Below are 26,110 nucleotides of genomic sequence, written 5' to 3'. Positions count from 1 at the left end.
GGAAACCCGATGAATACCGAATGGCCCCTATGGGAAATCTTCATCCGCGGCCAACATGGGATGAGTCACCGACATGTCGGATCGCTGCACGCCCCGGATGCGGAAATGGCGATCAAGAACGCGCGCGATGTTTACACCCGCCGCAACGAAGGCGTTTCGATCTGGGTGGTTGAGGCCAACAATATCTCGGCTTCATCACCCAGTGACAAAGGCCCGCTGTACGAACCCAACGAAAGCAAAGTGTACCGCCACCCGACCTTCTTCGACATTCCCGATGAAGTGGGGGCGATGTAATGAGTGTTTTGGTTTCCAACGACGCTTTGCTGCAATTCCTGCTGCGTATGGGGGACAACACCCTGATCCTCGGCCATCGGGTCAGCGAGTGGTGCGGTCATGCGCCTGTGCTGGAGGAAGACATCGCGCTGGCAAACACCGCGTTGGACCTGATCGGTCAGACTCAGATGTGGCTTGGCCTTGCGGGCGAGGTCGATGGCGGCAAGAGCGCCGATGATCTGGCGTTTCTGCGCGACGCCTGGGATTTTCGTAATGTGCTTCTGGTGGAAGTGCCGAATGGTGATTTCGGTCGGACCCTCATGCGCCAATTCCTTTTCGACGCGTGGCACTCGATCATGCTGGGGCGCCTAATGACATCTTCGGACGAGCGTGTCGCAGCAATAGCTGCCAAGGCCAGCAAGGAAGTCTCCTACCATCTGGAACGCTCTGGCGATACGGTTGTTGGCCTCGGGGACGGGACCGAGGAAAGCCATACCCGGATGCAGGAAGCGCTGGATTACCTATGGCCTTATGTGGGTGAGATGTTCGCCAGCGACGACGTTGATGCCGAAATGGTCGCCGCAGGTATCGCTCCCAACCCGACCGACCTGCGCGACGAATACGACGCACTGGTCGAGCGGATCCTGACCCAGGCAACGCTGACCATTCCGGAAAGCCGCTTCGCCCATAAGGGCGGGCGCGATGGCCGAATGCACACCGAGCATCTGGGCCATCTGTTGACGCAAATGCAATGGCTGCAACGCGCCTATCCAGGAGCCAAGTGGTAAGAGCGGATGCATATCTCGACAGATCAGATCTGGAGCTGGCTGGACGCCGTACCCGATCCCGAAATCCCGGTGATCTCGGTCGTGGATCTGGGCATCGTTCGCGACGTGCGTTGGGACGCTGAAACGCTGATCGTTACGGTTACACCAACGTATTCCGGGTGTCCGGCGACGTCCGTTATCAGCATGGATGTCGAAACCGCCCTGCGCGATCACGGGATTGGGGATGTGCGGATCGAAACCAGCATCTCACCGGCCTGGACCACCGATTGGCTCAGCGAGAAAGGCCGCGCCAAGCTGGAAGACTATGGCATCGCGCCACCGCAACCGGCAGGCGGACCAGAGCGTTGCCCGCATTGCGGCAGCAAAGCCGTTGAAAAAGTCAGCCAGTTTGGCTCGACCCCATGCAAGGCCCATTGGCGCTGCACCGACTGCCTGGAACCCTTTGACTATTTCAAGTGCATCTGAGGAGGAGCACCGGATGGCACGTTTTCACGACCTGAAAGTCACCGACATCCACAAAACCATCCGTGATGCGGTCGTCGTGACCCTTGAGCCCGTGAATGGCGCAGCGGATCAGTTCGACTTCACTGCGGGGCAATACCTGACGTTCCGGCGCGATTTTGATGGTGAAGAACTGCGCCGCTCTTACTCGATCTGCGCGGGCAAGGATGACGGTGTTCTGCAAGTTGGTATTAAACGGGTTGAAGGCGGTGCTTTCTCAAGCTGGGCTAATGCGGAACTGAGCGTTGGCGACGTTGTGCAGGCGATGCCGCCGATGGGCAGCTTTCACGTGCCTGTCGAAGCGGATGCGGAAAAGCAATATCTTGGCTTTGCTGGCGGGTCGGGGATCACGCCTGTTCTGTCGATCCTGAAAACAACACTGGCGCGCGAGCCGAAATCCCGCTTCACGCTGATCTATGCCAACAAGGGCATCAATACGATCATGTTCCGTGAGGAGCTGGAGGATCTGAAAAACCTCTATATGGGCCGCCTGAACGTGATCCACATTCTTGAGACCGACGCGCAGGAGATTGATCTTTTTACCGGTCTGGTGACGCAGGAAAAGTGTAGCGCGTTGTTCAAGCACTGGATCGATATCAAAAACGTGGACACGGCGTTCATCTGCGGACCAGAACCGATGATGCTGGGTATTGCTGCCGCTCTGCGAGAGCATGGGCTTGACGACAGCCAGATCAAGTTCGAACTCTTCGCCAGCGCCCAACCGGGCCGGGCCAAGCGCAGGACAAGTGCAGCGGATGCGGGCACGCAAGCAAACCAGACCAGTGCGTCGATCACGCTTGACGGGTCCACTCAGACCGTGACGCTGCCCAAGGATCAGTCCATTCTGGACGCTGCCTTGGAAAACGCCATGGACGCGCCTTACGCCTGTAAGGCCGGGGTTTGTTCCACCTGCCGCTGTCGCGTGTTGGAGGGCGAGGTCGAGATGCTCGCGAACCACGCGCTCGAGGATTACGAGGTCGAAAAGGGCTATGTTCTGAGCTGTCAGGCTTATCCTGTGACCGACCGCGTAGTCGTGGACTACGATCAGTAAAGGGAGAGGATCAATGACCGAAGCCATGACACTCGACAGCTATCTGGCCGCGGGCGGAGTATTGACCAATCCGACCAACGTGCCGCCACGCTACCGCGCGGAATTGATGAAGCTGATGGCCACCTTTGTGGATAGCGAATTGGCCGGGGCCGCCGGTTTTGCAGACATCATCAATCAGGGGCCGGGCATCAAGGAACGGATCGCGGCCGCCAAAATTGTGCTTGAGAAAACCGATCATGCCGACCGGGTTTTGAAAATCATGGGCGAGTTTGGTGCAGATACCGAGCGATACGTCACCCACCACCCTTGGACCGCGCGGCTGAACCGCGATGAGGATATCGGTGCGACCCGCAGCGCGCATGACATGCGCCTTGCCGTGTTCAATTACCCGATCTCAGATTGGACCGACGCCGTGATCATGAACCTGTTGATGAGCCGTGCCGTAGCGGAGCAGTTGGCCGAGTTTTCAACAGTTTCGTACCAACCACTTGCCGACGCCTTCCGACAGATTGCTCCTATTGAGGCACATCATGGCGAACTGGCACTGGAAGGCGCAGTTAAACTGGCCGAAAATGGAATGGCCGAGCAAATGCAAGATGCGGTGACTTATTGGTGGCCTCGCGTAGCGGTATCTTTCGGCGGTGATGACCCAAAGCGGTTTGCATTGTTGAAATCCCTGGGCTTGCGCCACAATGGCAATAGCGCACTGAAGGAGCGTTGGATACAGGCGGCAAGTGCAGTCTTGATAGAGCTAAACTTGAAACCTCCTGTCCAGACTCCAGCCTCATAAATTTATTGCCGGAACAAGATGTTGGATGGGGCTTTGGTAAGCGCAATGCGGTACCTGTTCACCATCAATAGTGGTAGGGTCCGATTTTGACTTTCGCGATTGGCAAGTTGTCTGCCGATTGCTTAGCTCCGTTCGTCCAGCTCTGAGATACGCCAACCCCTCGGCCAGATCTGCTGACAAAAAGCCTATGATCAGAGTTGCGCGCATCACACCCTTGCCCGGCTGCTCTGAGTGAAAGCGCTCCAATCACGCATGTTATGGCACTTCTGCGGCTTTTCTTCAGCGTTCTCCTGTGGATTTGACGGATGCTAGCCCGGGTGAGATATTGAACGGAGTTTCATCTGAGAATTGATTGTCGGCGAAGGGCGTTCAATGACTAGGTGCACTTTACTATTTGCCACGGTTGTCGTGCTATTGGGCGCGATTCCTGCGATGGCAATGACATTTGAACTGGCCGGCTCCGACCACCGCCGCGACGATGCGGCCTGGATCCAGGCGGAGGGGCCGATCACCTCCCACACACTCGAGGATTTTATAGCATTCCTGGACGCCGGGCCCGACTGGTTGCCCAGACGAATCCGATTCAATTCCTCTGGTGGCAACCTGGCGCAGGGGGTCGAGTTGGGGCGCGAATTGCGCCGCCGCGGCTTTGCCACCGAGGTTGGAAGCCACGAGGTAGACCCTGAATGGATCGGGGTCGGCCACTGGACCTTCACGCGCCGCACACCGGGCAAGTGCGCCTCGGCCTGCGCCTATGCATTTATGGGGGGCATAGAGCGACGGATAGAAACGGGCTCCGCCATCGGTGTGCATCAGTTCTACAGGCCCGGGCGGGCGGTCACCGATGACTCATCGGGCCCCGCGCTGGTCGTGCAAGGGTCTGAGCAAGAGGCTTCTGCCATCCTCCTTAGCTATGTGCTTGAAATGGGGGTGGATGGCCGAATTTTCGCCAAGGCCAGCCTGAGCGGCCCGGAAGAGATGTCTTGGATCGAGGCAGGCGACGAAGCGGTAAAAACCGGCCTTTCCTATGCCCCAAAGACCTGGTCGTCCTGGAGTATCGACACCCATGGTAACGGTGTAATCGCGCGTTCAGAACGGCAGGACAAGAAATACCGAATGTCGGCGTATTGTATTGCAAGTGATGGTGCATTCTTCGAGGTTTACGCGCCCAATGAGATATCGTCAGACGGTAGCTGGAGCTTGAAAAGCTGGATCGGCGATCAATGCATTCGGATGGGGGATTTGGATGCAGGCAAGGGCGCGCGTTTCGTTATCGGAAACCGGGTGACGATGGAAAATACAGCGATCATCGATCATGGCGAAGGGTTTATCGTGCGCTTCTCGCTTGGCTTCAATCCCTGGGTCGGCGACGATCCATCTTTTCTATTTCTAAATGACTATGGCGCTTGCACGTCCGAGAGGTTCATCGGCTCTCCGGAAAATGTGATTCCGGCGATTACGACCGCTTTCAGGAATTGTGTCGAATAGATCAATCATTCGGCTGTTCTTTTGTGCCCGCGCACTCCTTGGCTAAGTTTCGTAAGCTTGCGTCGATTGGATCCGCGCCGATGTCCTTCGATAGACGCGCGTAAAACGGTCTGTAAGACCGTGAAAACCGCCTGACGTAGTTGCAGAAGAACCCGTCAAGTATTGCCGCATCGCAGGCGGATGAACTGCGGCAAAACGACATTTCGTCCAGAAATACCTGCATCCGAAACAACGCTTCATCCACCTGTTTCCGGTTCTCATGCGCGCGATAGACCGCATCGACGGCTAGGGCATATCCGGGTTCGGTTAAGCTCCCTTCTTTGGTGGCAACCACCAATTCCGGATAGTCCTGCCAAAAGGCCAGAAGCCGACCACGCGCTGCGACCAAATCAGAGCCGCCAAAACGCTCGATATAGCCAAGCGACCGGTTTTGCGCCGCCACGATGCGCTCACTATGTCGATCCGCAAAATACTTCCAGATGCCGAAGATTGCGATGAGAGTGGCAATGACCTTAAGCGACAATTCGATGCGCTCAACCCTGGTCATTCCGCTTCAACCCGGCAATTGTCTGGATAGAACCGGTAAGCATCGGAGCTCTCTGATAGGGTTACCCCGCTCAGGCAGTTGAGATTTGGCGAGGTCAGCACCAGAAAACTGTCGTATTCCTCGGAGAACTCAGGGTTGGGAATTTCATTCACAAGATTGTCGAGAATGCTTGCTTCGCCCTCTGGTGGACAATCCGTGACATCCACATAGACAAGGTCACCCATGGCCCGATAAAGCCCGATATTGTCGACGATGCATTGCAGATCGTCTGACCGTAGCCGGTAGAATTCCCTGTCTTGCGAAAGCCCCTGCGTGGCAACAAGGGCAAGAAGGATGATCGGCAGATATTTCATCATCATTCAATCCTCAGATGCAGAACCGAAATGCCGCGGACAGCATTTCCCAGTCGATTTCAGTGATTTCGATCTTGGCTTCTTGCGGCCCGCCGGAGACTCGCGGTTGCATGTAGACTACACTCAAATTCTTCGCGGACAGGATCGAGGGCACGTCCGAAGATGCCAATTGGAATGTGAAATAGCTGTTGGTGTCGTCCGCGTGCACCGAAAAGCCCCGAACCGGGATCTGTCGCCCATCGAGGGTTACAACCGCATCTTCGGGTCCGCTGCCTGCATCGCCGATCCACGGGTGATCGGCTGTCAGCAGAAGGTGTGGCTGCCCACCCCTGCAATAAGCTGTGAGCTGAAAAGCGTGATCATAGCCACGGGTTGCATCCAGTCGTCGGCTGACCGCGATGATACCCTGCCGGTATGGCTCAATGGAGAACGGTGAATACCCGGTTGGCGTGACAAGGTCGAATTCCTCCAACTCTTCCGGTGTCGGGTAGTTCATTTTTGTCTCGCCCGCGCTGCTCGCGGTGACAAAGATCCGGGCGTCCACGCCCATTTCGACAAGGTATGAAACGGCATCGGCTGCAACAAGCTGTCCCGCCGCCAGACCACCTTCTCCGGGCAGATCGCCTTGCGCGAGGTAGAAGCGGTGAAATCCCAGCCGACTGTTCCCGTTGATTTTGCGGACAACGCCGCCGAGAAAGGCATAGGCGCAGGCGCTCACGCATTGGCCATCTTCGATATCATCGAACCGCTCGAACGCAGCATTGTTCAGGGTGGAGTCCACATAGGTCGCTCGACCGACCTCGGTATGCAGACCCCATTCCCTTATGAGCCGACCGAGGGCCAGACCGGCTTGGAACGATCCTCCATCGCTGTTCAACAGAACCTTGAACCCGTCCATCTGGTTTTCCAGCGCCACCTCGACTGCGCTCAGCGTCTCGGTGGTGATTTTCCCATCGATGATGATGAAACAGCTTTCCGTCGCATTGCCCATACACTCGTCAGCAATGCGGGCAGACTCGGCGAAAACCGGGCTGGCAGATAAGAAGAATGCGAAGATAGATGTACGTAACATTCTGATTGAATGGTACCAATTTTGTTCCTTTTTGGGGAGTCAATTACCGTAAATGCCATTTTGGTACGTTCGCATAGATTGAAATCTATACTTCTGTGGCGTTCGACCCTTTCGTTTTTGTGAAGAAACGGGTGCAAGCGGGGGAATAAGTGTACCCTAGTTCAAAGGGAATTTTGGTTATCGGAATTAAGGGATCAGCACGCATCGCTTCGGTTCTGAAAAGCCGCGCGTCAGAGACCAAATGACAGTGGAAAAGTCCTAACCCCTTAAAGTGCCGGTGCAATAGCACGCAGCAGATGATTTTGTGGAATGTGACCTCCTAGCGAGAACTCGTAAAACAACGCCGCCTGAGCCACTTACCGCGCTCCCATCATCACCAATCCTCCCGCGCGTCGGGAGAAGTGAATCAGCACCATGCCAAACAATCAAGCGCGCGTTTTTCAACGGATTCAGCCCATTGTTACCAATGCCGCGGAACTTATGAATAGCGGCTCTTTTCGAAGCGCGCGTTATGGCTTCTGAGCGAGTGAGACCCGAATGCCAACCCTATCGCGCAACTCTGCATTTCTTCGCCGGCTAACGGGAACCTGATCACCATTGCTCATCCTGCAGATGTACGCACTGCCTTTACGCGACACGTTGTCGACATGCTTTAAGCTGATCCAGTGTGATCGGTGGCATTGAATGCCGTCCAAGTCTTTGAGTTTGTTCAAACAATCGCCGAACTGTTCTGATAGGAGAGCGCTTCCTTTGGAGGTCACGATTTCCACGTAATGATCCTGAGCATGCAGGCGAATGATATCATCGCCCAGAGACTGCGGGACACTGTTAATGAGTTGCTTCAATGTCGGGGAAGCTTCTTCTGGTTGTTCTTCTAACCTAAGGACGTTCTGATCTGAAGGACTTCGGCGAAGAAGAAATGTCATTGCCAGTGCCACAGCCAAGGCGAGAGGGGCGGTTGTAACGACCTCATTCAAGAAAATTGAAACGGGTGATCCAGCTGCTTCCAGGTCATCATCTGCGTTGTCGAAGCCAACGTCCAAGCCGAGTGAAACCAGGGCGAAAGGTATAGGCAACAGAAGTGCAGCAGCGATTGCCGGGAGCGGGTCGGGGCACCTGAGCCGTTGAAACAACAAGACCCCAGCCAGAAAGAGTACCGCCGCCAGGAATAGATGGGTAAACCAAAGTGCAAATGCCGCCAATATTGGAACGCTTGCCGTATGGGTTGGTTCGAGAACCATTACGAAGCCCGCGCCGATCAAAGCGGCGAGCAGGGTCTTTCTGAAGAGTCCAGCAGTGAAAGCGACATGATCCAACTTCATAAAGAGTATCTAGCTGCCCCATCGCGAATGGTCGAGATGTGACCGTTCGCGAAAGAACCCTTACCATTAACGCAGTTGAGAAACCGCTCCAGCATCCATGCATGAATGTTTAATCCCCATGCAGCACCTCGCCGAATAGCTTCAGTGAAAGGATAGCTAACATGGAACGTTACAGCTTTTTCGCGCGGATTCTGCACTGGCTCATGGCGATTTGTTTCGTCTTCATGTGGGCCTGTGGATACGCGATGACCAAATTGGTGCCAGATGATTCAGCAATAGAGGAAACCCTGTTTTCGCTTCATATTTCCATGGGCGTCCTGCTGCTGTTCCTTATCGTGGTGCGCATAGCAATACGGTTCATTACACCGCCCCCGGCCCCTTTGGCGGCGCTGGCAAACTGGGAAAAAGTGTTGTCGCATTTGGGCCACTTGACGCTTTACGTTCTGCCGCTGATGATCATCTTCATAGGGTGGGCCGAGACGGATTTTGGTGGACATGGAACATCTTTGTTCGGCCTGACGATGCCTAAGGTTTTCCCGACGGTGGAGACTCTGTGGGGCTACAATCTCGAAACGATAACAGCGACCATTCACAGATGGCTTGCCTATACTATGCTTGCCGTTGTCGCCGGTCATATCGCAGCCGTCGTGAAGCATCGCATGGAAGGCCACGACGTACTCAAAAGAATGACATTCAAATAATCAATAAACGTAATCTTATTTTGTCCGCTGCCACTACTCACCAGCGCCATGATCCATCGAAATGACATCAAGCGCAGAAATCCCGTGATACCCATGAAAACGTTCGAACCAATCCATCTGGCTACAACCACCCGAGACCATAATCCGCTGAACTACCTGGCGAAATATCTAAATAATCGAACCCGGATCATGATATGGCTGTTTATTTTGGTAGCTTCCTTTCAAGCGTTGTTCGCTTCAGCCCCATGGATTGATATTTGGGTATCATCACTATTCTGGGAGCCGGTCAAAGAGTTCGCTGCCGCAGGTTCCCCGGCTTTGACAGCGTTTCGAGAAGCGGCACAGAATGCATACTTCTATATGGCAATGCTCGCGTTAAGCGGTGTTCTTGTAGGCTTGGTGTCCAGCACATACATCGGCGTGCCGATGCGCGTGTGGGGATTCATTTTCTGTCTGTATTTGATCGGGCCCGCGTTTTTGGTCAACGGTTTGCTGAAGTCGTTCTGGGGTCGTGCCAGACCGGCTGATGTTGTGGAGTTTGGTGGCAGCCTTTCATTCTCTCCACCCTTTGAGATCGTTGCTCAGTGTCAAGCGAATTGCTCATTTGTCTCGGGCGAAGCCGCCGGAGCAGCAGCTTTTGCAATTTCAACTTACGTTCTGACTCGGTTTCTTCGAAACAAGACATTGCGCCGAATTGTCTTCGGATCTGCGCTCACGGTTTCGGTATTTGGGGCGCTGCTTCGCATTGCTTTTGGTCGGCATTTTTTGTCTGATGTGATTTTTGCGATCCTCTTCGTGTCGCTGGTGGCAGCGCTGCTGTCTTTCCTGTTCCTCGGGAACCGTGGAATTTGGCAAAAGAAGCAGAAACCAAGCCCGACGGTGCCGCATTCCGAATGAACGACACTTGATATGTTCGGTCTTTTTCTCAGTTGTGCAATCCAGGCTACACGAACAGTGAATTGGTACGATTATAGCGCCTGCAAAATCAGTGAGCGTCGAACTAGGGCTTAGAATTCTGGCCGTATCGGGTGCCGAATGCGGTCGTTCCCTTCTTGGTTTTAAATGGCTGCAATTCCGCATTTGGTGAGTTTGTAATTCTCTGTATATTGCTCGTGCGGCGAACAGCAAAAAAAAGCGGAAATTATATAAAAATAACAACGTATTGCTGGTGCGTAGTGGGGGCGCCTGAACTAAGGTCGAGCGGCTTTCCGGTCAGGCGTTTTGTGTTTGTTGCAATGCGGGAAAGATCTTCGCCAATTTGCTGAGGTTTTGGGCAGTGGCGGCGAGGAGGAATTCGTCGTTTGCACCGCCTGGTCCGCGTACAGCCGATACATCATTGCCTGGACGCTTTGTACAACGATGAAGACCGAGGATGTGACAGACACGCTGGACCGGGCGCTACAGGCGTCGGGCTGTGATCAGGCAACGGTGCTGCACAAACCGAGTCTGCTCAGCGATAACGGGTCCAGCTACATTTCCGGTGAACTGGCCGATTGGCTGGAAGATCAGCAAATGGATAGCGTGCGTGGTGCGCCATATCATCCGCAAACCCAAGGCAAGATCGAGCGCTGGCATCAGACCCTCAAGAACCGCATCCTGTTGGAAAACTACTGTCTGCCTGGCGATCTCACGCAGCAGATTGACGCCTTCGTCGAGCATTACAATCTCCGTCGCTACCACGAAAGCCTGCAAAACCTCACGCCCGCTGACGTCTGCTTCGGACGCGGCCACACCATTCTGAAACAACGAGGAAGGATCAAACAAAAGACAATCGAAACCCGGCGCTTGCTTCACCGCAAATCCGCCGCATAAACATGCGAACCGGATGAACCAGATCCTCTCTTAGGTCAGGCTGCCAACTGGCCCAAAACTCCTGACCACGGACATGGAAGAAACATAAAAAACGCCACGAATTAGCGACGTAGAATTCACTGGTTGCCGACATGCCACCCCATGCCTAAATCGGACAGATGCCTTTGAACCCGCCCGGGGTAATCAGATACGATTGCATCCACGCGCAGATCGATCATTCTGTCTATATTTTCGTGCTCATTGACCGTCCAAACGGCAACACACAGGCCCAACTCTTTTGCGAGGGCCACATTTTCTGCTGTCACATCCGCATAGTATGGGCACCAAAGCGAACCACCGGCTTGCTTGACCAAAAGTGGAATTTCGTCACAGCGACCGCGAAAATCCGGGCAAACCGCTTTCGAGGAATCCTCGCCTACATCACCCTCGTTTTCCGGAAGTTGCGTAAGGTAAGAAGACGGCATATCAGGAGCCTGTCGCTGGCATTCTGCTAAAAGGTTCCAATCGAAACTGTGCAAAACCGCGCGCGAAGATAGACTTTTGGCGCGAACTTCCTGAAGAACCCGCCCAACAAAGTTCTCTCGATAATCCGCATCGTGAGCCAGAGCTGGATCCGACTTCAATTCGAGCATCAGACAGGCATCGCCGTATTTTGGTTCGGTTACCAAATCGAGCAAGTCTAGCAGCCTTGGGACACGAACGCCGTCCAGTTGCGCCTGATCCGGGAAGCGTTGGCCATAGGCAGAATGCCCGTCTAACCGTCCAATATCGAATTGCTGGATCTGCTCGAAAGTCAGAGAAGAGACTTTCGGCTCTTCTCCGGAAAGAAACAGGCCATTACTGTCGCGAAAGCTAGATGCGTGCAGACGATGATTATGGGTTATAACCGGAACGTCATCGGCCGTCAGAACAACATCAAATTCAAGAAGCGGTACGCCGATGGACAGCGAGAAGCCAAAGCCAATCATGCTGTTTTCAGGCAAAACGCCTCTTGCCCCTCGATGTCCCACAACACGGATCAGGTTGTTACCACCACGAAATGCTTCGACCTGTGGAAACCCCATTAGCTTTTCAGCCTTTCCCCGGTTGATTGGTCAAACAGATGCATGTGCTCGGAGGCGACCGAGAACCGCATATTCGGATGCCGGCCCTCGATCGGATGGACGCCCGGAAGGCTTACTGTGATCATTCCGCCAACTCCCGCGAGTTGACCGTGCAAAAGAGTATTGGCCCCTAACGGTTCTGCCATCTGGATCGCCGCTTCCAGCGGACCATTATCATCCAACAACAGGTGTTCCGGGCGGATGCCCAGCTTCAACGCGCTATCAGGACCCGCAGATGGGCCAACTTCTATTTCACCGATCTTGACCGTCCCGTTTTCCCGCCGGGCATCAAACACGTTCATCGCGGGGCTGCCAATGAACTGTGCCGCGAACAGTGTTCTTGGTGTTTCGTAAACCTCTAACGGTGTGCCAATCTGCTCAGCGATACCGCCGTTCATGACGATCATCCTGTCTGCCATCGTCATCGCTTCGACCTGATCGTGAGTTACGTAAAGCGAGGTGATGCCCAGCTTCTCCTGAAGTTCACGGATTTCCAGACGCATCTGGACACGTAGTTTAGCGTCTAGGTTCGACAGCGGTTCATCAAACAGGAAGACGGCGGGCTCTCGGACAATAGCCCGACCCATCGCTACCCTCTGACGTTGGCCGCCGGAAAGTTGTCTTGGTTTGCGATCCAATAAGGGTTCCAGTTGCAACAGCTTGGCGGCCTCGGTCACCTTCTGGTCAATCTGGTTCTTGGGCAGCCCGGCGATCTTAAGGCCGTATCCCATATTCTGGCGCACAGACATATGTGGGTAGAGTGCATAGTTCTGAAACACCATCGCGATATCGCGATCCATCGGCTCTTTGTCGTTGGCCCGTTCCTCTCCAATCCGGATTTCGCCCGCAGTCACGGTTTCCAGGCCCGCAACCATCCGCAACAGCGTGGACTTGCCACAGCCCGAGGGGCCAACGATCACGATGAACTCACCATCAGCGATATCGATGTCGATGCCATGGATGACGTCCGTCGGGCCAAAGCTCTTTTTAACGTTTTCAAGGGTGACAGTTGCCATTTCTTACTTCTCGCTATCGACAAGGCCGCGGACAAAAAGCTTTTGCATCGACACCACCACGATGACCGGCGGGATCATCGCCAGAATGGATGTGGCCATAATCGTTGGCCAATGTGCAAAGTCATCGCCAGACGGGAACATCTGTTTGATGCCCATCACGATGGTGTTCATTTCGGGATCGGTCGTGATCAGAAGCGGCCACAGGTATTGGTTCCAGCCATAGATGAACAGGATCACGAACAGTGCCGCGATATTGGTCCGGCTCATCGGCACCACGATATCAATGAAGAACCGCATCGGGCGAGCCCCGTCCACGCGGGCAGCTTCGGCCAGTTCGTCGGGGATCGTCAGAAAGAACTGACGAAACAGGAACGTTGCCGTGGCCGAGGCGATCAAAGGAAAGATCAGCCCATAATAGCTGTTGAGCATGCCGAACCCGGCGACGACTTCGAACGTCGGAACGATACGGACCTCGACCGGCAGCATCAGGGTTAGGAAAATCAGCCAGAAGAACGTCGTCCGGCCAGGAAACTTGAAGTAGACGATTGCAAAAGCGGACAGCAGCGAAATGACAATTTTGCCTACAGCAATGCCAATGGCCATCACCAGACTGTTGAACAACATCGTCGCGACGGGCACGTTTATGCCCGAGAACAACGCCGCCTTGTAATTCACCCAGAACTGATCGCCCGGCACAACGGGCATGGGCGGCGAGACGATGTCTGCCTGGGTCACGGTCGAGGCCACAAAGGCCAGCCAGATTGGGAAGAAGATGATCAGAACGCCAAGGATCATGAACGCATGGGTCAGCCAGATGCCCGCGCCGCGCTTTTCGACCATTCCGTGATGTTGGGCCGCCATCAGTAATGCACCCTCTTTTCCACGTATTTGAATTGGATCACGGTCAGCAGGCCGACCACGATCAGCAGAATGACTGATTGTGCCGAGGATGAGCCAAGGTCTTGCCCGACAAACCCGTCCGAGAAGACCTTGTAGACAAGAATCGTCGTCGCCTGTTGCGGGCCGCCGCCCGTGATCGTGTGGATAACGCCGAAGGTTTCAAAGAAGGCGTAGACAACGTTGACTACCAGCAAGAAGAAGGCTGTCGGGGATAGCAGCGGCAATACAATCGTGAAGAACCGGCGCCAGAAATGCGCGCCGTCAATCGCCGCCGCTTCGATTACGGATCGGGGCACGGATTGCAGCGCTGCAAAGAAAAACAAAAAGTTATAGCTGATGCGGCCCCAGGCCGAGGCGACGACAACCAGCCCCATAGCTTCGGTATCGTTCAAAACATGGTTCCAGTCATAGCCAAGTTGGCTAAGGTACCAAGACACCACGCCGACACGTGTATTGAACATGAACAACCACAGCACACCGGCCACGGCGGGGGCAACGGCATAAGGCCAGATCAGCAATGTTCGATAGACGCCCGACCCTTTGATCAGCCGGTCCGCGATGACCGCCAGAAATAGCGCGGGGATCATCGAACAGAGTGTTACAAGCGTCGAAAACACGGCCGTTGTGACGAAAGACGCGCGGTAGTACTTGTCGCTCAGCAGGAATTCAAAGTTTCCCAGCCCCACAAACTGAGACGACAGGCCGAACGGGTCAGGTATGAACAGGGACTGCCAAACGGCCTGACCAGCGGGATAAAAGAAGAAGACGGCGGAGATGATGACCTGAGGGGCGATCAGCGCCAATGGCAACAGCCAGCCGCGAAAAGTGACGCGTTTTTCCATCCAGAAAGTCCACCGAAGAAAGAAAATGCGGGCCCGGATGGGGCCCGCATGAAGTTACGCCTTATTGATTGGCGGATTCGAACCGGCGCAGCAACGCGTCACCGCGTTCCTTTGCGCTGTCCATCGCTTCCTGAGCGGTCTTTTCACCGGACCAGACGGCCTCGAGCTCTTCGTCGATGATGCCGCGGATTTGGTCAAAGGAACCCAGGCGCAGACCCTTCGAGTTCGCAGTCGGCTCTTTCGCGGTCATTTGAATAACTGCGATGTCAGTGCCGGGGTTTTCGTCATAGAAGCCCGCTGCACGGGTCACCTCACCCGCTTCGGCCGTGATCGGAAGATAACCTGTGTTCTGGTGCCAATTGGCTTGAACGTCAGACGAGGACAGGAAGCTCAAGAATTCACCAACACCTTTATATTCTTCGGGATCATGGCCTTCCATAACCCAAAGGGATGCACCACCGATAATGGTGTTTTGCGGCTCGCTGGTGACAGCTTCCCAATAGGGCAGGGGGCGCACGTCGAAATCAAACTCGGCCTCTGCTTTGATGCCCGCGTATCCGGCAGAGCTTTCGGTGAACAAAGCGCATTCACCCGACCGGAAATTCGCGCCGCCCTCATTTCTGCGACCAGTGTAGATGAATTTGCCATCCTTGGCCCAGTCACCCATAGCGGTCAGGTGCGCCACTTGCGCCGGGCCGTTCAGCATCAGCTCGGTATCCAAACCGGCAAAGCCGTTGTCCTGTGAGGCAAACGGGACGTCGTGATAGGCCGACATGTTTTCAAGGTGAATCCAGCTTTGCCATGCGGTGACCAGCGGGCAGTCTTCTCCGCCAGCTTTCAGCTGGTCAAGCACGTCGCCAACTTTTTCCCAAGTGGACAGGTCCGTGTCTGGATCAACGCCGGCCGCTTCGAACGCGTCGCGGTTGACCCACAGAACCGGTGTGGACGAGTTGAAAGGCAGCGAAAGCATGTCTCCGTCAGTGGTTGTATAATACCCTTTGACAGAGCCAATATATGCGTCCGGATCAAATGACGCGCCGCTTTCGGCCATCACTTCGTAGACCGGTCTGATCGCGCCTTCGGCCGACATCATTGTAGCGGTGCCAACCTCAAAGACCATCAGGACGTGGGGTTGTTCACCGGCGCGGAAGGCGGCGATGCCCGCGTTCAGGGTTTCCGAGTAGTTGCCTTTGTGGCTTTCGACCACGACGAATTCATCCTGGCTGGCGTTGAACTCTTCAACCTGCGCTTTAACAAGCTCACCCAGTCGGCCGGTGAAGGCGTGCCAGAACTGAACTTCAGTTTGGGCCATCGCCGCCACGGGGGACAACGCAGTAGTTACGGCGAGAGCGCCGAGAAATTGCTTATTCATGATTCCTCCCATGCATCAAACTGATGCGGTCACTAACACCAAGCGCAGTGCGCATCTGGTGAGATTATTATTCCACCGACGTTACATCGGGATGAATATAATTCAAGACCTTATTATTGGCAAAAAACATAACATTGCATTATAGTTTTTGAAACCGCCAGCAACAAATAGGACTAAAAATGAGCCAAACCCTGAGGATCAGACAGTTGGAGGCGCTCATGGCGGCAACCATCAATGGCTCGGTTACGGGGGCCGCTTCTGATCTGGGAGTCAGTCAGCCAGCTGTGAGCAGGTTGCTTTCCGATCTGGAAAAATCGCTTGGGTTTCAACTTTTTGATCGCCGCGAAGGTAGGCTAGTGCCGACACAGGAGGTGCGTTACCTGCAACCCAGCATTGAGCGTGTTATTGAGCTGATGAAGCAGATCTCGGATGTCAGTCAGGACATAACCCAACGCAAAGCTGGACACATCCGCGTCGCATGTTTGCCCGGGTTCGCCACCAGTCACCTTCCCAACGTCGTCGCCACGTTTTTAGAAGATCGGCCAGGTGTAACCATGACGATCGAGCCTGACAGACCGGAACGCATTCTCGAGTGGATGATCGGTGAGCAATATGATTTCGGAATCACAGACAGCTTTAACGGGCATCCGGCTGTCGAAAGCAGCGACATCGATGTCCGTACAGTTTGCGTGTTTCCTACCGGACATGAATTGGAAAAACTCTCCGAGGTGACACCTACGGATCTTGCAAATGCCAAGATTATTCACACACGGCGCGACAGCGATTTTTTCGGACAACTTTCAAAAGCGTTTCAAAATGCCAACGTCAAACTGAATTCCCACATTGAAGTCAGGCAGTTCACGGCGGCTTGTGAATTGGCGGTAAAAGGTGTCGGGGTTTCCGTGGTGAGCGAGTTGGACGCCGTCCAATATGCAGGCAACGGATTGAGCTACCGACCGTTCAAACCTCTCTTGTCACATACACTTTCCCTAGTGCGCCCGGTTTTGAAGCAACCGTCACTGGTGACGCTTGAGTTTATCGAGCAGTTCCGAGAGAGCCTAGGCCCGTTCAAGGCGGATAGGGGATGGCGACATTCAACGTCTTCTGGCGGCGGCAAAATGTGCTGAAGTCTGGGACTTTCCGGTTAAGCCCGGCCAGCCGCAGCAGGCTTTCGACGATACCGGTCGTCTGCCGAACGGGCACGCCGAACAGCACCTTCAGCGTCAGGCAAACTTGGACCGCAGCATCGCTGAACTCAGGCTGACGACCGCGCATGCCCGCCGGAGCCGCATGCCAGGGCGTCTCAGGATCAAACCAGATCGATAGTGAACCGCGCTGCTTCAGCGCCGTGTTGTACGAAGGCCAGTTCCTGGTCTTCGTACTTCGTAGGGAATCAACTGCTCATGTATGACAGTTACCATGCTGGATTCATGAGATGAATACCCAGCCCATTTATGCAATAGAGCCGAATGGCCCTTTAAAGCAGGGACGAGTTGGCATAGTTTTGGCACAGCCGACGCGGAGTGTCGCGGTTCTATGGCATTCAAGAAATCTGCGCTCGGGAGACAAACCATGCTATTTCGCCGCCTTGCTCTTGCCGGGCTTGTTGTCGTAGCATCTTCGTTTCAGACAACGCTGCTCGCGCAGGTCACCACGGAGCGGCCATCGGGCCTTCTTATTGAACTGAACGCGCTTAAGGATGTTGATGGCGCCTGCCGCCTGACCTTTTTTGCGCAAAACATGACAGAAGAAGAGATCGACAAAGCCGTGTTCGAGACCGTGATATTCGATGCAACCGGTAGTGTCGTGCGCCTGTCGCTCTTCGATTTCCGCGATTTACCGGTAGGACGACCGCGCGTGCGCCAGTTTGATCTGCCCGGCATGGCCTGCGACATGGTGGGACGGGCATTGATCAACGGGGCGAATTCTTGCGTTGTCGCGGGGACCGAGAGCAAGGTCTGCCATGAGGCGCTGTATCCAAGCAGCCGTGTCGATGTGGAGCTTCTCGGATGAACCCGCTTGGAGCCCTGCGCGAGATCCTGGCCCTGGGCGGTCCGGTGGTCGCGGTACTGATCGTGATGTCTGTGCTGACCTTGGCGGTAACGATCTACAAGATCTGGCAATATGCGGCTTGCGGGGTCGGTCGGCACCGGGTTCTGTCCGAGGCGCTGGCAGCTTGGGACAGGGGAGACCGGCAGATGGCGCGGGCGCGTCTTGCCGACAGCCGCAGCTACCTCGCCCCGATTGTCGCCGCCGCAATGGGTAGGCCCGAGACGCCCAGCCTCGATGATCGTTTGGACGCCGAAGCGGGTCTGGCGCTTGCCGGGCTTGAGAGAGGCTTTCGTTTGTTGGACACCATTGCGCAGCTCGCCCCGTTGCTTGGGCTCTTTGGCACGGTCCTGGGCATGATCGAAGCGTTTCAGAGCCTGCAGACGGCGGGTTCCTCTGTCGATCCCTCTCTGTTGGCCGGTGGCATCTGGGTCGCCTTGGTGACCACGGCAGTTGGCCTTGCCGTGGCCATGCCCACTTCGATGCTGCTCTCCTGGTTCGAAAGCCGCACCGCGCGCGAACGGGTCTTCGCGGACAAAGCCCTGCGCACCGTGCTGGTGCCGGGTCAGGCCATCGCGGCGGCGGGCACCGAGGCCTCCTCGGACACGCCCGAGCATGCGTAGGGCAGCGCCCTTTGTCAGACGGCCCATGTCGATGACACCGCTCATCGACGTGATCTTCCTGCTTTTGCTGTTCTTCATGCTGTCATCGACTTTCTCGCGTTTCAGCGAGATCGAGCTGAGCAGCGCAACCGCCGGGGGTGCAGCAGCCAGCGAACCGACGGAACGGGTCTTTGTTCAGCTTGGCCCAGAGCGGCTGACGTTGAATGGCGCACCGGCCTCGCTCGATGAGCTGGCCGCGCAGGTCGAGACCGGGCTGGTTCTCGTCAGCCTTGATGCTGATACCTCTGCGCAGCGCCTGGTGGATTTGCTGGTTCGTCTGCGAGGACGCGACGGGTTGAGCGTAACGGTGTTGGAGTGAGCCGATGATCCGCCACGCCCACCCCCGCCGCAAACGCGACTCGACTATCCCGCTGATCAACGTCGTCTTTCTGATGCTGATTTTCTTCCTGATCACCGGCACGTTGGCGGCACCGCTCGACCCAGATCTGGAGCTTGTGAACACAGCCGAGCTTGAAGGGCGGGAACCGCCCGACGCATTGGTGCTGCACCAGGACGGAAGCCTGAGCTTTCGCGGCGCAGCGACCGATCCGGAGGCTTACATGACGGGTCACGGCAGCGAACCCGTCAGGATCGTACCCGACCGCAACGTCTCTGGCGTCCGCTTGATCGAAGTCACCGGCACGCTCCGCCGCCTTGGCGCGTCCTCGGTGTTTCTCGTGACCGAGCAGGCCCTCGAATGATCCGCCGGTCGCTGGCTGTTGCGACGATTGCCCTGCTCGTGTCGCTGCTGGCTCACGGTTTTGGCCTGAGCGTTGTTGTGCCTGGTCCGGCAGCACCGCCTGCGTCGGACAGCACAGCGGACACGGTCGCCTTGGGCAATGCTTTCGAAGATTTGGCGGATGCCCCCGCCGAACCGGTGCAACCTGAACTCGCAGAAGTGCCCGACCCCCCGGTCGAGACGGCACCGGAACCTGAACCGGCGGAGGTACCGACCAGCGATGCGCGTGTGGCCTCGGACGACCCTCAACAAGTGCCGTCGCCTGACACCGGTACCGCTGAAATTCTGCAACCGACGGCACCGGAACCGCCTCAACCCGACGCGCCAGATGGTGAAGACCCGCCCGAATATAGCTCAGACACCGCCGAGGAAACGGCCGCAACGCCGCCGGTGGAACCCGACTCGGTTGCAGAAACTCCGGTTGGCACGACTGACGGGAGCGCAGCACCCGTTGAAGCCGAGACCGTGGTCGCACCATCCATTGCACCTGCCGCCACGATCGCTCCGGCGCCCGAGGCTGCGGCAGTTCCCGTTGTCCCGTTGGAACAGGCGGCAATCGCTCCGGACATCCCGCTTGAAACGGCAGCGCCCGTGCCTGACGAACCCGATACCGCAGCAAACGATGAAGAAACGGATGCGACCGATCTGGCCGTGGCCACTTCTCCGCGTCCGCGCCTACGCGAAGAGCGGCCAACACCCACGCTGAAGGGTTTGCGTGACGGGTTGAACGATTTCAGTGACCTGCGCAATCCCACGCAGTTGGTCGAGTCGCCGCTACGCACCTATCAGCGCGATGGTATCGATGCCTTCCGCCAAAGAAACAGCGGAAGCCGGTCAGGTGGGCGCGGACCGGGCAACGCTGACACAACAAACTATGCCGGTGAGGTACTGGTCCATCTCAATCGATCCCCGGTCGTATATGTCAAAGACAGAGGGTACGCGCAGGTTTTCTTCGAGATCAATCCGGATGGAACGCTGGCTTGGGTCGACGTCGTCGACAGTTCAGGTTCCCAGAATGTCGACCGCGCCGCCAAGGCACAGGTTCGGAGCGCGGCACCCTTCCCGCGCCCGCCGGGCGGCGTAAGCCGAAAGCTTTCATTCTTCTATCAGATCAACTGATCAGCGGCGCAGGCGATGGCCGGCCTTGGTGGAGGCGCAGCGAAAGTCCATTTCGTCCGTGCGGTGTGAGTTTAGCCAGTCTCTAATTTTGCGCCTGCAGCGAACTGCAGGTTCGACGGGCCGCGGTGCAGCATCAGTTGGGAAAGCTTAATGACCGGATTGGGCCGGGAATACTGGGCAGGGGCCTATGCTGCGCTGGCTCCGAGCCCGTTTGGACCGATGCTGCGCGAAGTTTGAATGTCCACTATAAGTGCGAATTGGCTGCAGCCTTATCCGGCTGCTAAGAAAAGATCTAAGCAATGGAATTTTGTGATTTCGGTCCAGCGCCATAAAGTTGAGGTTCATTTTTTGGACTCAGTTCATTCACCCTCACGAAAAACTGGGGATAATTTCAGATTGTCGACGCGCAACATAAGCATCCAGTTCTTCACGAACGACGTTGTCCAAATGAGGGGCTTCGAACTCTTCAAGGAGCGTTCGCGCTTTGGTGCGGCAACGCTCGGCCATGTCGTGACTGCCGGTCGAACTCCACTGCTCAAAACTTGAGAAGTCCATCACTTCGGGCATGGCGAAGGCGCTGCGAAAATGATCCAGTGTAAAGCTGTCGCCCAGATAATGGCCGGCCGGTCCAATCCGCCGCACCGCCTGAAGCGCCTCATCGAACCGGTCCATTGATATCCCGCCCGCATAGCGCGCCATCAACTGGTTTTGCTCGTCATCGGCGATGAACTTGCCATAGCAGATGGCCAGCCCGCCCTCATCCCAGCCCCCGGAATGCAGCATCAGGTTTGCCCCCGCGTTGAACGCGGTCAAAAGAGTTGTGGCCCCCTCATAGCCCGATTGCGCGTCGAAGGATTTCGAGGACGCATGGTTTGCCGAGGTTCGCCAAGGCAATCCGTATTTGCGTGCAAGCTGACCGATTGCCGTGGTGATCAAAGTGACCTCGGGAGTACCTGCCATTGGTGCACCGGATTGCATCGAGATCGAGACGGTATATTGCCCGTACATCACTGGGGTTCCGGGGCGGTAGAGCTGAAGATAGGCAATCGCCGCCAATGCCTCAGCGTTGACCTGCGCGATCGTGGCGGCGACATCGGTTGGCGTGTTGGCGGCAGCCAAAACGAAGGGCGAACACAGAACAGCCTGTCCCGCATCCGCAAAGACGCGCGCGCCGTCCAGCATCGCCTCGTCCCAGACAAGCGGTGAGTTGCCAGATGCATGCATGAAGATCGAGGTTGCGTTCTCCATCACGTTACCTGCCACGATACGCGCCATGGCAACACAATCCTCGGCCCGTTCGCGAGAGGTGCCGATCCCGAACAGCGGCAATTCGGTTTCAACCATATGGTGGCGCATCATGAACAGGTGACGATGGGCCACGGGAATGTCCATCGGTTCGCACGTAAAGCCGCCGGCCATATGAAAGCTTGGACAAGCTTGGGTCAGGCGCGCGAAGTTGATGACGTCTGCTTCGGTGGTCGAGCGGCGCACTCCGTCCAGATCGCGCGTAAAGGGGGCGCCTTTCATGGGGCAGAACACGCTTGTGTCTCCGCCCATGGTGAAACCGGTCGCCGCTCCACGCCCCTGGACACGGAATTCGGACGGCGCCTTGCCAACCAGATCTATTATCAGGGCGCGGTCTATCCGCACCCGATCTCCGGAAACATCCGCGCCGACCTGCCGCCAATGGTCCAGCGCGACGGGATCACGAAAATCGATCCCAACCTCTTCGAGGATTGAAAGTGAGGCATCGTGGATACGTTCAATCGCGTCCGCGTCCAGCACCGCCAGTGGTTTCAGCCTGCGGGTCACCGGTGCAAGGCGTGTCCGTACCGCTTTCTGGTTCAATATCCGCGCAGCGCGTCCCGCGCGTCCCTTTACACGCGGCATGAAACGCCCCCGTCGACGGTGATTTCGGTGCCGGTGATATAGGACGCATCATCGCTGGCCAGAAATACGGCGGCATTGGCCACGTCCCACGGGGTGCCCACGCGGCCCAGCGGGATGCGCGCTGCGCGTTGTTTGTCCAGCGCGTCCCAGTCAATTGCTTCCGGGTCTTCCGCATTCTGTTCGGTGATATCGCGCGCCATCGGTGTATCGATAAAGCCCGGCAGAATCGCGTTGGCGCGGACCCCATGCGGTGCCATTTCCGCTGCCAGATTGCGGGTGAAGGAAATGATTGACCCTTTGGTGGCGTTATAGCCGATATAAGGCGTCCCGAGATAGCGCAGCCCGGCAATCGAGGAAATGTTGGTAATAACTCCACCTTTGCGATCTACAAAATGTGGCAGAACATGCTTTGTCGGAAGAAAGACCGCCTTCATGTTCACATGCACCAGCAGGTCCCAATCCTCGACTGTACTGTCAATGGCGCCGCCGGTTTTCAGAATTCCGACATTGTTTTGCAAAATGTCGATCTGGCCGAACTCTGACAAGCATCGAGCAACCGCTGTTTGAACCTGATCTTCCTGCGTGACATCGGCGGCCAGCGCAACGGCGCTGCCCCCTTCGGCGCGGATCAGTTCGCAGGTTTCCTCAGCCGCGGCCAGAAGCAAATCCAGGGCACAGATCCGTGCGCCCTCCTGCGCCAGACGAAGGGCGGTGGCTTTTCCGTTGCCCATGCCGCCCTTCATTGATCCCGCACCTGTCACCAGGGCGACTTTTCCTTCCAACCGTTTCATCGGTCATCCCCCATTGGATTGCAAAAAGGCGTTCATACCGCCGTCAACGGCAATCAGCTGCCCGTTGATGTACGAGGCGGCCTCGGACATCAGAAACGCTACAGGCGCCGCGATTTCCACTGGGTCCGCCCACCGTGCTGCTGGTGTCCGGCTTTCAATTCGGCGCACGAAACTTTCGTCGCCTAGGATTTTGCGGTTCATTTCAGTCAGGACATATCCGGGTGCGATGGCGTTGGCGCAGATGCCGTCCGCCCCGAAATCCGCCGCCAGAGATCGAGTTAAACCCGCGATGGCCGCCTTGGACGAGGCATAATTGCCGATCCCCGGTCGCGGATGCGTGGCGGCGATGGACGACACCGAAACGATCCGCCCCCGCTGTGGCCCTGGGTTGGTACGCATTACCCGGGCCGCCTCGCGCGCCAACACGAAAGGCGCAAAGACGTGCAGGTCGTAGATGGATCGGTAGTCGTCGATGGTCTGGTCCAGCACATGCCCGTGATTGGTGATCCCGGCATTGTTGATCAGACCCCAGATCGGGCCGACACCCTGCACCCATTCGGTGCAGGCGTCGAAATCGGTTAGGTCAAAGGCCGCCGTTCGCACGGTCGCTCCATCCGCGCGTAAGCTGTCTGCTGTGGCCTCCACGGCCTTGGCGTTGATGTCTTGCAGGCACAGCCGCGCACCCTGCGCAGCGCAGGACCGCGCCATCGCTGCGCCCAATCCGCGCGCGGCCCCGGTGATCAGAACGGTTTTTCCGGCCAGAGAGAAATTCGGCCCGCTCATGAGGCGAGGGCTGCCTTTTCCACCGCAAGTGCGGCATTCACCGCAGGCATGACCTGATCGCAGAACAGTTCCAGCGACCGCAAGGTGTTGGCAAAGGGGATCGAGGCGATCTGCATGAAGACGCTCAGATGAGTGATGCCGAACTCGCACGCCTCGGCGACGATGCGTTGCGTGACCTCTTCTGCATCGCCGATGATAGCGCGTTGCAGAACCGTGTCGATGTCGGGCTCATTGTCGAAGGGCACGATCTTGAGGTCCGCGCCCTCCATCAGCGGCTCGGGGCGGCGCATGTTGTTGGCCATGCGCGCATGGATCAGCACCTGCTCGGCTGCGGCACGGGCATCGTCCTTGTCTTTGGCGATGTAGACATAACGCTGAACCGCGAATGGGAAATCATCCCCCTTCAAGCCGTTCTCGGTGCGCGTTTCCTTGTAGAGCCGCCGCGCAGTACCGACGATTGCGTTTGGTCCCAGGGCCGGAGTGGTCAGCGTTTCGGCCCCATAATCGATCATCTTCTGACGCATCTCGGGCGCGTTGCCGACAGCGAAGGTGCGGATACGATCCTGAACCGGCGCGATGGACAGCGCCGCATCGCTGATCTGAATGTGATCGCCTTGATAGTCGATCATGCCGCCATAGACGCCCTGTTCAATGCAGTCCCAAATCTCCAGCCCACGCATCAGGCGGTCATTGATCTCGAACCCGAACTTCTTGAATTCGCGCGGTTGATAACCGGTGCCCAGACCCAGCACCAGACGGCCTTCGGTCAACTGATCAGTCAGGCAGATATCCTCGACCAGACGCAAGGGTTCGTAGAAGGGCATCACCACAACCGCAGGGCCTACCTTGATCCGTTTGGTATGTGCGGCCATGCTTGCGGCTGTCATCAACGGCGAGGGTGAGATGCAATAGTTTGACAGGTGATGTTCGGCGAACCACGCCGCGTCAAAGCCCGCTTCATCCACCATTTTCGTCATGGTGCGCATTTGGTTGAACACATCCGCGTGCGATGACCCGTCAACAGGCTTGGTCATCAGGTTGAACAACGAAAATTCCATGTCCTTGGGGCTCCGGTCTGGCTGCTGCACGTTTCCCACGCAGTCTGATGGAAAGCTGCCAAAGCACCAAATGGTGAATCCTTTACCAGTGGCAAAGAATTTCTTATGGGTTTCGTGCCTCTTGCCGCAACCAAGTCAAAAAGGCCTGAACGCGGGGCTGTTCAACCCGACGTTCGGGGCAGATAAAATAGTAGGTAAACGGCCCTTTGACCGGTTCGAACGGCAATTTCACCAAAGCCCCCGAGGCCAGAAGATGCCGGGCAATCACATCGCGCACAACGCCAATGCCCTGACTGTGGAGAATGGCGTTCACCGTGGCGCTACTGTCGCCGAAATAGGCCCCGTGTTCGAATGCCGCCGGATCCCCGCCATTAATCTCGATCACTGAGCGCCATTCGCTGTAATTTGTGTCGTGCAGAAAGGGGCGGTCCGCCAGCGCATTGATGTCCGACATGTCGCTCAATGTTTCGGCCGTTTGCGCCGAGGCCACAAGTATGTGCTGCTCACCAAAAAGGTGTTCCTCGTACCCGTCCGTGTACCCGCCCGGCCCCCAACGAATGGCGACATCCGCATCCTCTTGCCCAAAGCCTGTCTTTGCCACGGTTGATAGAGCGATCAAATCAACCGAGGGGTTGGCCGTCACAAACCGATGCGCCCGCGAGGCAAACCATGTCGGCGCAAAGGAGGGCAGCAAGCTGACCGTCAGCGTCGTCCGCCCGGCGTCCGGGGCCAGGTTCTGTACGCTTTCGCCCAGTGTGTTGAGGATTTCAGCCACGTCTTCGGCAAATTGTTCACCTTGTTCGGTTAGCAGGATCATGTTGTTGCGACGGCGGAAGAGTTTGACGCCCAAACGGTGTTCCAGCAGCTTGACCTGCTGGCTGACCGCCGGTTGCGTCAGGTTCAGCTCCGAAGCGGCCAGTGTAAAGCTCTGCAACCGCGCGGCGGCTTCAAAAGCGATCAGGGTCTGCAACGGCGGTAGCGGACGTCGCATGCGGTTGCTGTCAAATCCAACCGGTTCGAGTTTCGACAAAGCTCCGGGGCGAAGGTGATCCAGCTTGTTTCGAAGGGCGCGTCGCATCTCAGGCCTG

The 26,110-nt window shown here is 56.5% G+C and carries 28 protein-coding genes and 2 pseudogenes; 15 read left to right on the top strand and 15 right to left on the bottom strand.

Going from position 1 to position 26,110, the window contains the following annotated elements; translation table 11 throughout:
• Nucleotides 1-9 precede the first annotated feature (9 nt).
• The 6 genes from paaB (at nt 10) to ACR0LF_RS09470 (ending at nt 4,891) form a co-directional block, all read left to right on the top strand.
• Nucleotides 10-294: a 1,2-phenylacetyl-CoA epoxidase subunit PaaB gene (gene paaB, locus ACR0LF_RS09495; RefSeq protein WP_480576363.1), complete on the top strand. Its 285-nt coding sequence runs from the start codon at nt 10-12 to the stop codon at nt 292-294.
• The gene (paaC, locus tag ACR0LF_RS09490; RefSeq protein WP_480576366.1) at nt 294-1,061 is read left to right on the top strand and encodes a 1,2-phenylacetyl-CoA epoxidase subunit PaaC; all 768 of its coding nucleotides are present in this window, start codon (nt 294-296) and stop codon (nt 1,059-1,061) included. Before paaB ends, paaC begins: the two co-directional genes overlap by 1 nt.
• 6 nt (nt 1,062-1,067) lie before the next feature.
• On the top strand, nt 1,068-1,526 hold the full coding sequence (paaD, locus tag ACR0LF_RS09485; RefSeq protein ID WP_480576369.1) for a 1,2-phenylacetyl-CoA epoxidase subunit PaaD: 459 nt from the start codon (nt 1,068-1,070) through the stop codon (nt 1,524-1,526).
• 13 nt (nt 1,527-1,539) lie between these two features.
• Nucleotides 1,540-2,613 carry a 2Fe-2S iron-sulfur cluster-binding protein gene (locus ACR0LF_RS09480; RefSeq protein WP_480576372.1) on the top strand — a complete coding sequence of 358 codons (1,074 nt, stop codon included), beginning with the start codon at nt 1,540-1,542 and terminating at the stop codon, nt 2,611-2,613.
• Nucleotides 2,614-2,626: 13 nt separating this feature from the next.
• The gene (locus ACR0LF_RS09475) at nt 2,627-3,403 is read left to right on the top strand and encodes a Phenylacetic acid catabolic protein (protein ID WP_480576376.1); all 777 of its coding nucleotides are present in this window, start codon (nt 2,627-2,629) and stop codon (nt 3,401-3,403) included.
• Nucleotides 3,404-3,841: 438 nt separating this feature from the next.
• Complete coding sequence (locus ACR0LF_RS09470) at nt 3,842-4,891, top strand: COG3904 family protein (protein ID WP_480576379.1); 1,050 nt, start codon at nt 3,842-3,844, stop codon at nt 4,889-4,891.
• Nucleotide 4,892: 1 nt separating this feature from the next.
• On the opposite strand, the gene ACR0LF_RS09465 is transcribed toward ACR0LF_RS09470, so the two are convergent.
• The 4 genes from ACR0LF_RS09465 to ACR0LF_RS09450 all read right to left on the bottom strand — a co-directional run bounded on the left by ACR0LF_RS09465 (nt 4,893) and on the right by ACR0LF_RS09450 (nt 8,185).
• Nucleotides 4,893-5,438 carry a hypothetical protein gene (locus ACR0LF_RS09465; protein WP_480576381.1) on the bottom strand — a complete coding sequence of 182 codons (546 nt, stop codon included), beginning with the start codon at nt 5,436-5,438 and terminating at the stop codon, nt 4,893-4,895.
• Nucleotides 5,435-5,797: a hypothetical protein gene (locus ACR0LF_RS09460; protein ID WP_480856265.1), complete on the bottom strand. Its 363-nt coding sequence runs from the start codon at nt 5,795-5,797 to the stop codon at nt 5,435-5,437. The genes ACR0LF_RS09465 and ACR0LF_RS09460 overlap by 4 nt, the downstream gene beginning before the upstream one ends.
• Before the next feature lie 7 nt (nt 5,798-5,804).
• Nucleotides 5,805-6,782: a COG3904 family protein gene (locus ACR0LF_RS09455; RefSeq protein WP_480856263.1), complete on the bottom strand. Its 978-nt coding sequence runs from the start codon at nt 6,780-6,782 to the stop codon at nt 5,805-5,807.
• Between the two features lie 590 nt (nt 6,783-7,372).
• A complete protein-coding gene (locus ACR0LF_RS09450; protein ID WP_480576389.1) occupies nt 7,373-8,185 on the bottom strand; it encodes a LytTR family DNA-binding domain-containing protein in 813 nt (270 codons plus the stop codon).
• 161 nt (nt 8,186-8,346) lie between these two features.
• On the opposite strand from ACR0LF_RS09450, the gene ACR0LF_RS09445 reads away from it, so the two are divergent.
• The 3 genes and pseudogenes from ACR0LF_RS09445 to ACR0LF_RS09435 all read left to right on the top strand — a co-directional run.
• Entirely contained in the window at nt 8,347-8,886 is a 540-nt protein-coding gene (locus tag ACR0LF_RS09445) for a cytochrome b (protein WP_480576392.1), read from the top strand.
• Nucleotides 8,887-8,979: 93 nt separating this feature from the next.
• Nucleotides 8,980-9,783, top strand: coding sequence for a phosphatase PAP2 family protein (locus ACR0LF_RS09440; protein ID WP_480576394.1), 804 nt, complete (start codon nt 8,980-8,982; stop codon nt 9,781-9,783).
• A gap of 423 nt (nt 9,784-10,206) precedes the next feature.
• Nucleotides 10,207-10,698: pseudogene (locus ACR0LF_RS09435) on the top strand (transposase); the annotation flags it as partial.
• Between the two features lie 116 nt (nt 10,699-10,814).
• Here the strand turns inward: ACR0LF_RS09435 and ACR0LF_RS09430 are convergent.
• The 5 genes from ACR0LF_RS09430 to ugpB form a co-directional block, all read right to left on the bottom strand.
• Entirely contained in the window at nt 10,815-11,762 is a 948-nt protein-coding gene (locus ACR0LF_RS09430; RefSeq protein WP_480576397.1) for a glycerophosphodiester phosphodiesterase family protein, read from the bottom strand.
• A complete protein-coding gene (ugpC, locus tag ACR0LF_RS09425; RefSeq protein ID WP_480576400.1) occupies nt 11,762-12,817 on the bottom strand; it encodes a sn-glycerol-3-phosphate ABC transporter ATP-binding protein UgpC in 1,056 nt (351 codons plus the stop codon). Before ugpC ends, ACR0LF_RS09430 begins: the two co-directional genes overlap by 1 nt.
• Nucleotides 12,818-12,820: 3 nt before the next feature.
• The gene (ugpE, locus tag ACR0LF_RS09420; RefSeq protein WP_170416212.1) at nt 12,821-13,657 is read right to left on the bottom strand and encodes a sn-glycerol-3-phosphate ABC transporter permease UgpE; all 837 of its coding nucleotides are present in this window, start codon (nt 13,655-13,657) and stop codon (nt 12,821-12,823) included.
• 20 nt (nt 13,658-13,677) lie between these two features.
• Nucleotides 13,678-14,559, bottom strand: coding sequence for a sn-glycerol-3-phosphate ABC transporter permease UgpA (gene ugpA, locus ACR0LF_RS09415; RefSeq protein WP_170415890.1), 882 nt, complete (start codon nt 14,557-14,559; stop codon nt 13,678-13,680).
• A 61-nt stretch (nt 14,560-14,620) separates the two neighbouring features.
• Complete coding sequence (gene ugpB / locus ACR0LF_RS09410; RefSeq protein ID WP_480576404.1) at nt 14,621-15,931, bottom strand: sn-glycerol-3-phosphate ABC transporter substrate-binding protein UgpB; 1,311 nt, start codon at nt 15,929-15,931, stop codon at nt 14,621-14,623.
• A gap of 179 nt (nt 15,932-16,110) precedes the next feature.
• Between ugpB and ACR0LF_RS09405 the strand changes: the two genes are divergently transcribed.
• Nucleotides 16,111-17,058: a LysR substrate-binding domain-containing protein gene (locus ACR0LF_RS09405; RefSeq protein WP_480576407.1), complete on the top strand. Its 948-nt coding sequence runs from the start codon at nt 16,111-16,113 to the stop codon at nt 17,056-17,058.
• On the opposite strand, the pseudogene ACR0LF_RS09400 reads toward ACR0LF_RS09405, so the two are convergent.
• A pseudogene (locus ACR0LF_RS09400) lies at nt 17,009-17,308 on the bottom strand (transposase); the annotation flags it as partial. The gene ACR0LF_RS09405 and the pseudogene ACR0LF_RS09400 overlap by 50 nt on opposite strands.
• Before the next feature lie 159 nt (nt 17,309-17,467).
• Between ACR0LF_RS09400 and ACR0LF_RS09395 the strand changes: the two are divergent.
• From ACR0LF_RS09395 to ACR0LF_RS09375, 5 genes are read left to right on the top strand one after another with little or no spacing between them, the layout of a single operon-like run.
• Nucleotides 17,468-17,944 (top strand): hypothetical protein, encoded by a 477-nt coding sequence (locus ACR0LF_RS09395; protein ID WP_480576410.1) that lies wholly within the window; start codon nt 17,468-17,470, stop codon nt 17,942-17,944.
• The gene (locus tag ACR0LF_RS09390) at nt 17,941-18,603 is read left to right on the top strand and encodes a MotA/TolQ/ExbB proton channel family protein (RefSeq protein WP_480576413.1); all 663 of its coding nucleotides are present in this window, start codon (nt 17,941-17,943) and stop codon (nt 18,601-18,603) included. The genes ACR0LF_RS09395 and ACR0LF_RS09390 overlap by 4 nt, the downstream gene beginning before the upstream one ends.
• A 25-nt stretch (nt 18,604-18,628) precedes the next feature.
• Nucleotides 18,629-18,961, top strand: coding sequence for an ExbD/TolR family protein (locus ACR0LF_RS09385; RefSeq protein ID WP_480576415.1), 333 nt, complete (start codon nt 18,629-18,631; stop codon nt 18,959-18,961).
• Nucleotides 18,962-18,965: 4 nt separating this feature from the next.
• On the top strand, nt 18,966-19,343 hold the full coding sequence (locus tag ACR0LF_RS09380; RefSeq protein ID WP_480576418.1) for an ExbD/TolR family protein: 378 nt from the start codon (nt 18,966-18,968) through the stop codon (nt 19,341-19,343).
• A complete protein-coding gene (locus tag ACR0LF_RS09375) occupies nt 19,340-20,500 on the top strand; it encodes an energy transducer TonB family protein (protein ID WP_480576421.1) in 1,161 nt (386 codons plus the stop codon). The genes ACR0LF_RS09380 and ACR0LF_RS09375 overlap by 4 nt, the downstream gene beginning before the upstream one ends.
• A 369-nt stretch (nt 20,501-20,869) precedes the next feature.
• On the opposite strand, the gene ACR0LF_RS09370 is transcribed toward ACR0LF_RS09375, so the two are convergent.
• The 5 genes from ACR0LF_RS09370 to ACR0LF_RS09350 form a co-directional block, all read right to left on the bottom strand.
• Nucleotides 20,870-22,390 carry a trimethylamine methyltransferase family protein gene (locus tag ACR0LF_RS09370; protein ID WP_480576424.1) on the bottom strand — a complete coding sequence of 507 codons (1,521 nt, stop codon included), beginning with the start codon at nt 22,388-22,390 and terminating at the stop codon, nt 20,870-20,872.
• A complete protein-coding gene (locus ACR0LF_RS09365) occupies nt 22,378-23,181 on the bottom strand; it encodes an SDR family NAD(P)-dependent oxidoreductase (protein ID WP_480576427.1) in 804 nt (267 codons plus the stop codon). The genes ACR0LF_RS09370 and ACR0LF_RS09365 overlap by 13 nt, the downstream gene beginning before the upstream one ends.
• 3 nt (nt 23,182-23,184) lie before the next feature.
• Nucleotides 23,185-23,964: an SDR family NAD(P)-dependent oxidoreductase gene (locus tag ACR0LF_RS09360; protein ID WP_480576430.1), complete on the bottom strand. Its 780-nt coding sequence runs from the start codon at nt 23,962-23,964 to the stop codon at nt 23,185-23,187.
• A complete protein-coding gene (locus ACR0LF_RS09355) occupies nt 23,961-25,022 on the bottom strand; it encodes an LLM class flavin-dependent oxidoreductase (protein WP_480576433.1) in 1,062 nt (353 codons plus the stop codon). Before ACR0LF_RS09355 ends, ACR0LF_RS09360 begins: the two co-directional genes overlap by 4 nt.
• A gap of 103 nt (nt 25,023-25,125) precedes the next feature.
• Nucleotides 25,126-26,100, bottom strand: a complete 975-nt coding sequence (locus ACR0LF_RS09350; RefSeq protein ID WP_480576436.1) for a LysR substrate-binding domain-containing protein — start codon at nt 26,098-26,100, stop codon at nt 25,126-25,128.
• Nucleotides 26,101-26,110: the final 10 nt, after the last annotated feature.

It is taken from the genome of Ruegeria sp. E8 (assembly GCF_056533985.1).
This window is presented reverse-complemented; position numbering and strand designations above follow the sequence as displayed.